Consider the following 12,365-nt stretch of genomic DNA (forward strand, 5'->3'; position numbering starts at 1 on the left):
CGGCTCTATATACCAATGGTTTGCACTTTGGACAGGGCGACACTGCCGAGCCCGGCCAGGTTGAGCATCAACTCACCGCCGGTCTGGCTGATGGTCACGCTGTTGACCGTTGCCGGCAGGTTGGTGACCAGCGCCACGCCCTTTTCATCGATGGTGGTGTTCGCCGCAAAGGTATAAGTACCCGAATCAACGACGTTGCCGGCATCGTCCTTGCCATCCCAGGTGAAGCTGCTGGTACCGGCTTGCTGATCGTCCAGGGTGATGGTGCGGACGGTCTTGCCATCCTTGTCGGTGATTTTCACCGCCACTTCAGCCACCGACTGCGGTATGACGACCGCACCGGTCATGCCCTTCGTGGTGTCGACCACGGCCTTGTCGCCCGGCGCGATGACCGAACGCCCGACCAGCGACGAAGCCTGCAACGCCTGGGACGAGTTGTAGTTGCCGGCGATGCCGGACACGGTATCGTTAAGCGTGGTGATGCCTTCCAGGCTGCTGAACTGCGCCAGCTGTGCCACGAACTCGCCGTTGCCCTGAGGCTCCAGCGGGTTCTGGTTTTTCAGCTGGGTGACCAGCAATTGCAGGAACGCATCCTTGCCCAAGGCCTTTTGGCCCGTGGCAGTACCGGCCGCCGATGCCAGGCTATCGGAATTGGTATTGGTCTTGATCGACGAGTTGGCCAGGATGTCGTTGAGGCTCGGAGCACTGGTGGTATCGGTAACACTCATCTGAGTCGCCCCTTATCACTGACCGAGGGTCAGGACTTTCTGCATCATGGTTTTGGCGGTATTCATCATTTCGGCGTTGGTCTGGAACGAACGGCTCGCGGAAATCATGTCAGCCATTTCCTCCACCACGTTGACGTTCGGGTAATAGACATAGCCCTTGGCATCGGCGGCCGGATGGTTCGGCTCGTAGCGTGCTTCAAGGTTGCTTTGGTCTTCGACCACGCCCAGTACCTGTACGCCCTGACCGGCCGCGTCCTGGTTCTGGAACAGCGAGTCACCGCCAGCGCCTTGAGCGCCCTGGAACATGGTGGCGAACACCGGGTGACGGGCACGGTAGGTCTGGTCGATGCTCGACGAGACGGTCTCGGCGTTGGCGATGTTCGAGGCCACGGTGTTCAGGCGCGTGGTCTGGGCACTCATGCCGCTACCGGCAATGTTGAAAACACTGGATAGAGACATGACTTACTCTCCGCGCAGGGCTGAAACCAGCCCTTTGAATTTGCTGTTGAGCAGGGTGAAGCTGGCCTGGAAGTTGACGGAGTTTTCCGCGTAGTTCGACTGTTCCAGCTGGGCGTCCACGGTGTTCTGGTCGATCGACGGTTGCATCGGCGTGCGATACATCAGCGACTCGTCGCCATTGCCCAGGCCCTGGGCTTCGATATGACGGCTGTTGGTCATGTTCAGGGCGAAGGAGCCATTTTTGGCCTTGTCGTTCTGCGCCTCGAGCACTTTCGAGAACTCCAGGTCCCGAGCCTTGTAGTTCGGGGTGTCGGCGTTGGCAATGTTGTTGGCCAGGACTTCGGCACGCTGAGCGCGGAAGCCCAATGCCTTTTCGTGAATACCGAGCGCTTTATCGAAGCTGATGCTCATGGCGGGAAACCTTCGGCTGACCTGATTTTTCGTATGAGGGGTGTAGCAAGCGTCATGCCAATTCAGAAAACCCCATAAACCGGGGCTTTGCGGGCACCGGCCCAGGGGGCAACGACAGAAAAGCGGCAACCGGTTTCCGCTGGATGCCGCTTTTCTGCCGCTTAACACCCGTTTCCAGAGCCCCTCTGTAGGAGCCGGCTTGCCGGCGAAGGCGTTCGTCCAGTCGACAAATAAATTGACTGACCCGACGCATTCGCCGGCAAGCCGGCTCCTACAGGTTTAGGCCGTATCGGCGAGAAATCATCAGGCAAAAAAAACGGGAGCCCCGGTGGGCTCCCGTTTTGTTGATACAGACAACCGGTCACTTCGCCTGGTAAATAATCCCCGGGCTGCACTGAACCATCTGGTAATGGTCCGGCAATCCGTTCAGCGCTTCGGAAGCACCGAGGAACAGATAACCTCCCGGCTTCAACGTGCTGTGAATGCGCAACAGGATGTCCTTCTTCACTTCGGCGGAGAAGTAGATCAGCACGTTGCGGCAAAACACGATGTCGAACTTGCCAAGGCTCGCGTAGCTGTCCAGCAAGTTGAACGAGCGAAACTCGACCCGGCTCTTGATCGGCGCCTTGATGGCCCAGCGTCCCGGCCCCTTGGGGTCGAAATAACGCTGCAGCCGCTCGGGTGACAGGCCGCGACCAATGGCCAGGCTGTCGTACTCGCCGGTCTTGCAGTTGTTCAGCATGGTGCCGGACAGGTCGGTGGCCACAATCTGCACGCCCATCCTCAACTGCCCGGGATTGAACCGTTCGAACTCATCGATGGACATCGACAGCGAGTATGGCTCCTGACCCGACGAGCACGCCGCCGACCAGATCCGCAGACGCTGGCCGGGACTGGCCTTGATCGCTTCGGGCAGCACCTTGTTCTTCAAGACTTCAAACGGATAGGTATCACGGAACCACAGGGTTTCGTTGGTCGTCATCGCATCCACCACCATCTCGCGCAACCCGCTGCGCGGCTGGGTCTGAATGCGCTGGACCAGCTCACCCAGGGACTTGATGCCTTGCTGCTCCATCAGTTTGTTGAGACGGCTGGAGACCAGATACTGCTTGTTTTCACCGAGCAAAATGCCACAGGCTTTTTCCAGGAACACCCGGAACTGTTCGAAATCCAAATTACCCGTAGACAATGCTGCCGCCTCTAAAATCGTGTTGACTGCCGGGGGCCGAACGCCCCTAGCTGATGTCTGCTGCTCTGATCCGGTCGACTACCCGGGATGCCAGGTCATCAGGACGGAATTTGGCCAGGAAGTCATCGGCACCGACTTTCCTGACCATCGCCTGATTGAACACACCCGACAACGAAGTATGCAGGATGATATGAAGCTTTTGCATGCGAGGGTCGTTGCGGATCTCGGCCGTGAGGGTGTATCCGTCCATTTCTGGCATCTCGATGTCGGAAATCATCATCAGGAACTCCTCCTCCGGCTTCTTGCCCTCGTCGACCAGCTTGCGCAGGTAATCCAGCGCTTGCCGACCGTCGTTCAACGCCACCACTTCAACACCGACTGTTTGCAGGCAACGGGTGACCTGCTTGCGCGCCACCGACGAGTCATCGACCGTCAGCACCCGCAAGGAGAGCGCCTTGTGCTGGGTTTCAACATCCACCACGCCGGCAGAAATCGCTTCCGGGGTCGGAGCCACTTCAGCCAACACCTTCTCGACGTCGATGATTTCCACCAACTGGTTGTCGACCCGCGTCACAGCCGTCAGGTAGTGATCACGCCCCGTGCCCTTGGGTGGCGGATGAATCTCCTCCCAGTTCATGTTGACGATGCGTTCCACCGAACGCACCAGGAATCCCTGGGTCTTGGTGTTGTACTCCGTGATGATCACGAAGGGGTTGTTCTTGTCCTTCAAGCCACCGGAACCGGTCGCCATCGCCAGATCAAGGATCGGAATGGTCGCCCCCCGAATATTCGCCACGCCACACACGACAGGACTGGACTTGGGCATCAGCGTCAGTTTGGGGCATTGCAGCACCTCCCGCACCTTGAACACGTTGATCCCATACAGCTGCTGGCCGTCGAGACGGAACAACAGCAACTCAAGGCGATTCTGCCCCACCAGTTGCGTGCGCTGGTTTACCGAATCCATTACACCAGCCATGCCTGACTCCTACGCCAACGCTAAGTGTTGTTGCGACGCGCCTTCATCACTAAACGGCACGGCGCTTGCTTTTTATCTGTCATGAACACAGAACCGACATTATTCCGACACCTGACCACCCGCTGCCGCCAATGGCTGGGGGTGTTGTCGGCTGTCTGCCTGTTCAACGCTGGCAGCCCTGCCCTTGCTGACGCGGTTACCTTGCCTGACATGCTTATCGGCGTCACCCAGGGCTTTCTTGAATTCACCGTAGAGGACTATCTGGCGACCAGTCAAACCCAGGGTCGCTATGAAATCCAGGTCAACCCGCTCGATCCACGCCTGCGCATGCCGATGTGCGACAAGGAATTGACAGCCACGCTGGAGAGTCCGGCCAAGCCTTTGGGCCGTGTAACGGTCAAGGTTCGCTGTGAGGGAACATCCCCCTGGACAGTCTTCGTACCCGCTCAAGTACGCCTGTTTCGCGAGGTCGTCACGACCACCCGGCCCCTGCGCCGGGCCGGCATTGTCGAGCCGCAGGACGTCGCGCTACGTGAGCGCGATATCAGCCTGCTCAACCAGGGCTACCTGACTGCCGTGGACCAGGCCATTGGGCAACGACTTACCCGACCAATGGTCAACGATCAGGTCATCAGCCTGGTGCACATCGAACAGGCTGAGGTGATACGCAAGGGCGACCAGGTGGTGATTACCGCCCGCAGTGGTACGCTCAGTGTGCGAATGCCCGGCGAAGCACTGGCCGGTGGCGGCCTGAGCGAACAGATTCGAGTCAAGAACCTCAATTCCAAGCGGGTCATCAAGGCGCAAGTCATCGCGCCGGGCCAGGTGGAAGTGTCCATGTAGAGCTTACTGCAGGTGAAGATGTGGCGCCGGCCTCGGCGGTTCCCTAAACTGTGTGCAGGCACGGCAAGCGCTGGCGCGCGCAAGCTCATTTGATAAATGGGCCTAAAGTTTTTCAGGGAATGGCCGAAAACATGGCAAGCGTCCAAATTCCCAGAGGTTTTTTTACCATGGTCATCGATTTCAGCCGTTTGAACAGCTCCCCGTCACTCACGGGCAGTACACGTACCAGTGCCGCCAGGGAAACTGCCGAAGCCGGCAAGCCTGCCGAGCCCACTTCCCCGGCCGATCAGGCCAGTTCTGTCAAAAGCGGGGAATCGGTACATCTGAGCAATGAGGCGCAACAGTTGCAGAAGATCTCCGATACGCTGCGCGATCAGCCTGTCGTCGACAAATCCCGCGTGGCCGAGTTGAAAGCAGCCATCGCCGATGGCAGCTATAAAGTCGACAGCAACCGTGTAGCCAGCAAACTGCTCAACTTCGAAGCCCAGCGCTAGGCCTCGGCCCGCGCCAGGCTTTTGGACGCTTAAACCCCAAGGCCAGCCATGCACGACACTAATTTACTGCAACTGATCACCGACGACCTTGCTCCAGCGCAACACTTGCTGGAGTTACTGCGCACCGAGTCCCTCGCCTTGCATGGCCGCGACATGCCGTTGCTGGAAGGTGTTCTGGCGCGCAAGCAGGCAATGATCATCCAGCTCGAACAGCATGGCCGCAAACGCAGTGAAATTCTTGCCAGCCTCAACCTGCCAGCCAACCGCAGCGGGCTGGAGCAACTGGCCAGTCAATCGAGCGTGGGCCAAGCGCTACTGGCGCAAAGCGATGTATTGACCGACCTTCTGGCTCAATGCCACGCCGCCAACGCCGACAATGGACAGTCGATCCTTGTACAGCAGGCCGCCACGACCACCCAGCTGAGAATCCTTAATGGCGGTGAACAACCCGCGCTCTATGACGCCAGCGGATCATTCTCCAGGCTTGTGAAACCACGCCCGCTCAGTCAGGCTTGAGCCTGTCGATAAGCACGCTCTATCAAGACGCGAAACATGCTGGCAAAATGCCACTTGCCGCAGTCAAAATTTGTCTGGAGATTGATTAACCGTGTCCAATGCCTTAAATGCGGAAGATGCTCCGCAGCCACCCAAGGTGCTCAGCACGCCCCTGGAAATCTCCGGCAATTTGCGCCAGCTGCTAGACAGCCATGACCCGTTGATCATCACGTTCCACGAGCGCAGCCAGCGCTTCCAGAGCTATTTGGTGGACCTTGATCGTGAACGCAACATGATTGCCCTGGACGAAATGATTCCCCGCGATGGCGAACGCTTCCTGCTGGCCGGCGAATCTTTCAAGATCGAAGGTTTTCATGAAGGCGTGCGAATCGCGTGGGAAAGCAATGGCCCGCTGACCATCGACGAATCCAACGGCAGCCGTTGCTACCGCGGCACCCTGCCCGATGAAGTCGTCTACCACCAGCGCCGCAATGCATTCCGTGCCGCCTTGAAACTGGCCCAACTGGTCAACGTTAATCTGGACGGTGAAAAACTCAAGGCATCGATCAGTGGCAAGCTGCTGGACATCTCTGCCACTGGCTGCAAGTTGCGCTTCGATGGCGACATCACCGGCAGCCTGCAACTGGGCCAGGTTTACGACCGTTTCAACGCCGATCTGCCCTTCGGCAAAATGACGGCACCGGTCGAACTGCGCTACCTGCACTTCGAAGAAAAGATCTCCACCACCTTCGCCGGCGTTCGCTTCCACAACATGAGCGGGCTGGTGCAACGTCAGGTGGAGCGGTTCGTCTACCAGCTGCAACGTGAAGCACGGCGCTTCGACAAAGACGACTTCTGAGACACGGTTTCAAGCAAAAAACGGGCAGCCCCTTGCGGTGACTGCCCGTTTTTTTTGCCTGAATTTCAGGGCCTGGCTTCGGTAAAACTCTGCTCCCTGCCCGAATCCGGTTCTTGCGGAGGCTGATCGATTTCCGGTTCTGGTTCCTCACTCGGCTCGGAAGGAAGCGGATTCTGCATCTGGTCCTGCACCACCTGCTCGTCCACCCGAGGATCAAGGGCCGCCACCAGTGGCGAACTCGACATACTGTCCGGCATGGCGACGTGATGCAGCGGCGCATCGTCCACCTGGTGCAGATTGGTCACCGCTTTCGGACGAATTCGCCACACCAGCACCAACGCAAAGAAACTGAAGAACGCGTAGAGCATCTGGCTGCCGAACAACTTCATCAGCACACCCGCCACCAGCGGCCCGATGCTGGCACCCACGCCGTAGGTCACCAGCAACATCGCCGTCAGCGATACCCGTCGATCGCCCTCGACATGGTCATTGGAGAAGGCCACTGCCAACGGATACAGGCAGAACTGGACCAACGAGCAAAGGAACCCGGCAATGAACAGGACTTCCAGCGGTACCCGCTCCATAATCGCCAGCGGCAAGGCAGCCAACGCCAGGCTGAAGGCAAAACAGCGGATCAACAGCGCCCGGTCATAGCGATCGGACAACCATCCCAACGGCCACTGCACCAGCAATCCGGCAAAAATACAGCTACCCATGAACAGGCCGACCTGCTCCGTGGACAGCCCTTGCTGGGAGGCGTACAGCGGCGCCAGACCGTAGAACGAGCCGACAATCAGGCCTGCCCCCAGGACGGTGCTCAATGACTGTGGCACGCGCTTGATAAAGAACCGGGGCTCCATCGGCGCGGGATGCAACGGTGCCGGGTGAATCCGTCGGGTCAGGGCCACCGGCACCAGGCAGAGGGTGAAACAGAGGGCTACCAGCATCAGCAGCTCCAACCCCAACCCCGGGTGCATGACCAGAATCAACTGACCCAGCACCAACCCCAGGTAGGAAGCGATCATGTATCCGCTGAACACCAGCCCGCGCTGCTTGGCATCGGCCTGCTCATTGAGCCAGCTCTCGATGACCATGTACTGGCACATCATGCCAAGACCGACGATCACCCGCAGGAACAACCAGGCAGGCAACCAGTTCACCAGGCCATGGCCCAGCACCGCCGCGCCGACGATTCCGGCACAGGCCGAGTAGGCTCGAATATGCCCGACCCGCGCAATCAACCGATGGCCGATCTTGCCGCCCAGCACCAGGCCGAAATAGTTGGCAGCCATCAACGCACCGACCCACAGGCTGTCGACATGATCGGCAGCCAGGCGCAACGCCAGGTAAGTACTCAACAGGCCCGAGCCGATCAACATCATCAGCGAAGCGAAATAAAGCGCTCGAAAGGATTTCCAGATTTGGCGCAACGAGCGACTCCTTGCAGTGGGGGTGACGGGCTATCCAAACGATAGTCCGGTGTCGACATTTCGTCAGGCCTGGGCGGCCAGGACACGCCGCTCCCAGGGAGTAATTTCATCAAGGAAACTGGTCAACTCCATGGTCTTCGAAGCGATGTAGCCTTCGATGAACTCCTTGCCGAACAGTTCCTTTGCCAACTGGCTACGTTTCAGACGTTCCAGCGCTGCATGCAAGGTACAGGGCAATGAAAGTTTATCCGGCACCTGGAACTCACCCTGTACCGGTTCGTCGGGTTCCAACTGGTGTTCGATGCCGTACAACCCGGACGCCAGGCTCGCTGCAATCGCCAGGTAGGGGTTAGCGTCAGCCCCCGGCAATCGGTTCTCGACCCGACGAGCGACCGGCGAACTGGCGGGGATGCGCAAACCGGCTGCCCGGTTGTCATGGGACCAGCAGGCATTATTCGGTGATGCAAAGGGATGGCACAAGCGCTGATACGAATTAACGTTCGGTGCAAACAGCGCGGTGAAATCCGCCATGCCGGCTTGCTGACCAGCGATGAAATGGCGGAAGGTCGCGCTCGGTTGACCGGATTCGTCGCTGAAGACGTTCCGCCCCGTGCCGATCTCGACGATGCTCTGGTGAATGTGCATCGAACTGCCAGGCGTGTGCGCCAATGGCTTGGCCATGCAAACCACGATCAGGCCGTGCTTGAGCGCGACTTCCTTGAGCAAATGCTTGAACAGAAAAGTCTGGTCGGCCAGCAGCAAAGGATCGCCGTGTAGCAGGTTGATTTCGAACTGGCTGACGCCCATCTCGTGCATGAAGGTATCGCGCGGCAGGCCCAGCGCCGCCATGCATTCATAGACCTCGCGGAAGAACGGCCGCAGGCCGTTGTTGGAGCTGACACTGAACGCCGAGTGACCGTCCTCGCGACGACCATCCAGGCCAGTCGGTGGCTGGAAGGGCTGGGTCGAATCGGTATTGGGCGCGAAGACGAAAAACTCCAGCTCGGTGGCCACCACCGGCGCCAGGCCAATGGCCGCGTAACGCGCGATGACCGCCTTGAGCTGGCCACGGGTCGACAGGCTGGAACTTTCGCCCGTCAATTCATCCGCATCACAGATGGCCAGTGCCCGAGGTTGCTGACTCCAGGGCAAGCGGTGGATCTGCGCCGGATCGGGGACCAGCGCGAGGTCGCCGTCATCACAACCGTAAAAGCGTGCCGGCGGATATCCGCCCATGATGCATTGCAGCATCACTCCCCGCGCCATCTGCAGGCGGCGTCCCTCGAGGAAGCCCTCGGCAGTCATCACTTTGCCCCGGGGCACGCCATTCAAATCCGGCGTGACGCATTCGATCTCATCAATGCCCGTCAATCGCTGCGCGAGTGAACCCAGGCCATCGGTTGTCATGACGCAATCCTTGTTTTTATACGAGCCGCGAGCGGCAACTCGTACAAAATAGGCTCCGCGTGTTCAGAATATCAAGCACGATGCACAAATATGTGAGTTCCATTGTTTCAAGGAAGATAAAGCTTGAAGAGCCCCCCGCCCAACGGGCCGCCATTGCTGATTTCCGTGCGTCCGCCTACGCCGTTACGTTGATGCAGTGCCGCAATCCGACCGGCGAAGTACAGCCCCAGGCCGGTGCTGCCCGTGCTGTGGTTGATACCCTGTACGTACTCGGCCTGGCGCTCGATCATCTGCGGTGGATAACCGTCACCATCGTCGTTGATGGTCAAGACCAGCTGACCGGATTCGTCGCTGGCGCTGATCAACACCGCGTGACGGGCATAACGGATCGCATTGTTGATGCTGTTGGCCAGTACCGAAGCGATCAGCTCACGGTCGAAGAAACCCAGGGGGCTCAAGGGATCGACTTCAAACGTGGCGGCAATACCGCGGCTGGCGAATACGTCTTGATGACACGCCAGTTGCGCTTCGATGAAGTCGTCCAGTTCGTGGTAGGCCGGCTGCAGGGGCATCTGGTTGACACCCAGTTTGTAAAGGCCCAGCAACTGCACCAGCATCCCATTGAGATGCGCGAACTCGAACTCGATCACGCCTTGCTCCGGGGTGTGGCGCGCAGACGCCGGCAAACCCGCCAGCCATTGGCTGTGGGCCTGCATCAACATCGCCAGCGAGTTCTTCATGTCGTGTACGGTGGATGCAATCACCGTCGAGAAATCCAGTGCCTGTTGGTGCTCGTTCATTCGCCAAATGCCTTGTTCTTGAGCTTTTGATAACGCGCAAAACGCGAGTCGGTGTCTGGCATCAAGCCGACCATTTTCAGGCAGGCCCGACATTCCACCATTTCCTGCGAGGGGACATTGGTATCGGTGCCATGCAGCAACGACTGTGCGAGGTTCAGCGCGATACTGATGTTCTTGGGCTGCAGCGCCAGGGCCTTGCGGAAAATACCCCGGGCCTGCACCAGGTCACCGGTCTTGTACACGCGCACGCCCTGCCGATTGAGATCCGCTGCTACATTGCCGGAGTTGAGGATGTTCGGATCATCGGTCAACTTTGCAATGCCCTTCATCACCGCAGGGTCATCGCCGTAAATCTCCGCGCAGTTTTTCAACATCGAAGCGCCCGCACTGGCCTGACCGAGCATCTGCAATTGCTTGGCCACCAACAGAGCCGCTTCGGCGCTCATGAACTGCTCCATGCCATCAAGCCGCATCAGGGCTTGCTCGGTCAGTTTTTCCGCCGTTTCGGCGTCGTTGATCAGCAGACTGGTCGCCTTCATCAATCGCGCCCGGATTTGCAGACCGGGATCGGACGGGTTGTCTTTGGCCACCGCACTCAGGGTCGTGTTGATTTCCAGGCGAGTGCGGGTATCCAGGCCTTTTTCACTGCCCTTGCTGATCAAGGCGTGAGCCAGTCCGAGGTTGCTTTCGGCATCCTTGAAACGTGACTGGGCACCTTGGGCAACTGCCTGGCGGTAGGCTTTGGATGCGGTGTCAAAATCTTCATTGGTCATTGCCAATTTACCCAGCTGCGCTTGTCTGCGCACGGCCAGGGGCGACAAACGAATCGCCTCTTCCAGGACGCGTTGGGCGGCCTTGGTATCCCCTTCGACAACCAGCACCTCTGCCATGCCATCGTAGAGCGCCGGCATCATCGGGAACACTTTCAGCGCTTTTTCGTAGACGCCTTTTGCCTGGCTGACTTGCCCCCGCTTGAACAGCAACTTACCCAGCCCGGCAAATGCCCACGGTAAGGGTCGATCGGCAATGATGCTGTCGTAGAGACGCTCCAGTACCTCGTTCTGATTGAGGTCACGCAGCGCATCGGCGCGGTAGCGCAAGCACAGCGGCGAATAGCGGATATCCTGTTTGCACAGGGCTATGCAGGCATTGAGCACTTCAACCGGCTTGCCCCGGTCGAGGGCCTGCAATATCGGCTTGAGCAACGTCTTGCGCTGCACCAGCCGCTCCAGGCGTTGGGCCAGACCGGAACGGTTGAAGGGCTTGGTCAGGTAGGCATCGGGCTCGTGCTCCAGGGCGCTGAGCACCATGGCCTGGCTGGTTTCAGCGGTGACCATCACGAATACACTTTCATGACTGATCAGCTTGTCGATCATCAGGTCTTCGAGCACCTGCTGTCCGTTCTTCTTGCCATCGCCCAGGTGGAAATCCTGCAGGATGAAATCGTAGGATTTCTGCGAACACATCTTCAGCGCCTGTTCGCCAGTGTCGGCCGTGTCCACATCCTTGACACCGAGCTCCCTCAGCATCGACCTGACCGAACTGCGGAAATCCGAGAAATCATCGACGATCAGAAAACTCTTTTGGTGATACGACAGCATCGAGGATTTCCAGGCAATTTAAGAAGAAGAACCGAAAGGCGAATGCACGAACAAGATCAGCTTCACTGCCCTTTACGGCGCGCAGATGATAGCTATTAGACATCACCCTGGAAACCGTGATGGCTGTTGAGGGCTGCGAGAAGTAAAGATCGCTGCGACCCTATGAGTTATCGGCCAACAGTAGCGTTCTCTTGAAGCGAGGAGAGTGGAATTATTGGCTTCATTTGTAGGAGCGAGCCTGCTCGCGATGAACCCGAGAACGCCGTGGGGTGCCAGGCTTCCCGCGTTATCGTTGACGTCCATCGTCGGAACGCCGCCCGGAGCATGCTCGCTCCTACAGAAAAAACGGGCACAAAAACAAAACCCCTACCTGCATACGCAGATAGGGGTTTTGGAATTTAATCTTGACGATGACCTACTCTCACATGGGGAAACCCCACACTACCATCGGCGATGCATCGTTTCACTTCTGAGTTCGGGATGGGATCAGGTGGTTCCAACGCTCTATGGTCGTCAAGAAATTCGGGTACTGAGTCGTGGCCAGTTGGCCTCGCTTCAGCAAATTGGGTATGTGATAGCTCGGTGTTTTGTGAGATTCGAACTTTCGGTTCTTTCGTCTTCACACACCGCAATCTGATGCTCTTTCGAGTAGTCAAATTGCTTGGGTGTT

The 12,365-nt window shown here is 58.4% G+C and carries 13 protein-coding genes and 1 rRNA gene; 4 read left to right on the plus strand and 10 right to left on the minus strand.

Translation table 11 applies throughout. The features are described from left to right. Nucleotides 1–5: 5 nt before the first annotated feature. The 5 genes from flgD to HFK74_RS06125 all read right to left on the minus strand — a co-directional run bounded on the left by flgD (nucleotide 6) and on the right by HFK74_RS06125 (nucleotide 3,766). Nucleotides 6–728, minus strand: coding sequence for a flagellar hook assembly protein FlgD (flgD, locus tag HFK74_RS06105; protein WP_180202755.1), 723 nt, complete (start codon nucleotides 726–728; stop codon nucleotides 6–8). 15 nt (nucleotides 729–743) lie between these two features. Further along, the gene (gene flgC, locus HFK74_RS06110; RefSeq protein WP_008054779.1) at nucleotides 744–1,187 is read right to left on the minus strand and encodes a flagellar basal body rod protein FlgC; all 444 of its coding nucleotides are present in this window, start codon (nucleotides 1,185–1,187) and stop codon (nucleotides 744–746) included. Nucleotides 1,188–1,190: 3 nt separating this feature from the next. Next, the gene (gene flgB, locus HFK74_RS06115; RefSeq protein ID WP_008054778.1) at nucleotides 1,191–1,598 is read right to left on the minus strand and encodes a flagellar basal body rod protein FlgB; all 408 of its coding nucleotides are present in this window, start codon (nucleotides 1,596–1,598) and stop codon (nucleotides 1,191–1,193) included. Between the two features lie 361 nt (nucleotides 1,599–1,959). Beyond that, nucleotides 1,960–2,787 (minus strand): protein-glutamate O-methyltransferase CheR, encoded by an 828-nt coding sequence (gene cheR / locus HFK74_RS06120; RefSeq protein WP_046817752.1) that lies wholly within the window; start codon nucleotides 2,785–2,787, stop codon nucleotides 1,960–1,962. 46 nt (nucleotides 2,788–2,833) lie between these two features. Continuing rightward, nucleotides 2,834–3,766: a chemotaxis protein CheV gene (locus HFK74_RS06125; protein WP_008054776.1), complete on the minus strand. Its 933-nt coding sequence runs from the start codon at nucleotides 3,764–3,766 to the stop codon at nucleotides 2,834–2,836. 81 nt (nucleotides 3,767–3,847) lie between these two features. Between HFK74_RS06125 and flgA the strand changes: the two genes are divergently transcribed. The 4 genes from flgA to HFK74_RS06145 all read left to right on the plus strand — a co-directional run bounded on the left by flgA (nucleotide 3,848) and on the right by HFK74_RS06145 (nucleotide 6,457). Beyond that, nucleotides 3,848–4,609 carry a flagellar basal body P-ring formation chaperone FlgA gene (gene flgA, locus HFK74_RS06130; RefSeq protein WP_180202756.1) on the plus strand — a complete coding sequence of 254 codons (762 nt, stop codon included), beginning with the start codon at nucleotides 3,848–3,850 and terminating at the stop codon, nucleotides 4,607–4,609. Between the two features lie 167 nt (nucleotides 4,610–4,776). After that, nucleotides 4,777–5,103, plus strand: a complete 327-nt coding sequence (gene flgM / locus HFK74_RS06135; RefSeq protein WP_180202757.1) for a flagellar biosynthesis anti-sigma factor FlgM — start codon at nucleotides 4,777–4,779, stop codon at nucleotides 5,101–5,103. A gap of 48 nt (nucleotides 5,104–5,151) precedes the next feature. Next, a complete protein-coding gene (locus HFK74_RS06140; RefSeq protein WP_180202758.1) occupies nucleotides 5,152–5,619 on the plus strand; it encodes a flagella synthesis protein FlgN in 468 nt (155 codons plus the stop codon). Nucleotides 5,620–5,710: 91 nt separating this feature from the next. Continuing rightward, entirely contained in the window at nucleotides 5,711–6,457 is a 747-nt protein-coding gene (locus HFK74_RS06145; protein ID WP_180202759.1) for a flagellar brake protein, read from the plus strand. 65 nt (nucleotides 6,458–6,522) lie between these two features. Here the strand turns inward: HFK74_RS06145 and HFK74_RS06150 are convergent, their stop codons facing one another. The 5 genes from HFK74_RS06150 to rrf form a co-directional block, all read right to left on the minus strand. After that, a complete protein-coding gene (locus tag HFK74_RS06150; protein ID WP_180202760.1) occupies nucleotides 6,523–7,887 on the minus strand; it encodes an MFS transporter in 1,365 nt (454 codons plus the stop codon). Between the two features lie 63 nt (nucleotides 7,888–7,950). Continuing rightward, nucleotides 7,951–9,192 carry a glutamine synthetase family protein gene (locus HFK74_RS06155; RefSeq protein ID WP_180202772.1) on the minus strand — a complete coding sequence of 414 codons (1,242 nt, stop codon included), beginning with the start codon at nucleotides 9,190–9,192 and terminating at the stop codon, nucleotides 7,951–7,953. Nucleotides 9,193–9,401: 209 nt separating this feature from the next. Continuing rightward, nucleotides 9,402–10,094: a sensor histidine kinase KdpD gene (locus tag HFK74_RS06160; protein ID WP_180202761.1), complete on the minus strand. Its 693-nt coding sequence runs from the start codon at nucleotides 10,092–10,094 to the stop codon at nucleotides 9,402–9,404. Further along, nucleotides 10,091–11,695 carry a tetratricopeptide repeat-containing response regulator gene (locus HFK74_RS06165; protein ID WP_180202762.1) on the minus strand — a complete coding sequence of 535 codons (1,605 nt, stop codon included), beginning with the start codon at nucleotides 11,693–11,695 and terminating at the stop codon, nucleotides 10,091–10,093. The genes HFK74_RS06160 and HFK74_RS06165 overlap by 4 nt, the downstream gene beginning before the upstream one ends. Before the next feature lie 402 nt (nucleotides 11,696–12,097). Further along, nucleotides 12,098–12,213: ribosomal RNA gene (gene rrf, locus HFK74_RS06170) — 5S ribosomal RNA — on the minus strand. Between the last annotated feature and the right edge of the window lie 152 nt (nucleotides 12,214–12,365).

This window comes from Pseudomonas sp. SbOxS1 (genome assembly GCF_013416725.1).
Classification (GTDB): Bacteria; Pseudomonadota; Gammaproteobacteria; order Pseudomonadales; family Pseudomonadaceae; genus Aquipseudomonas.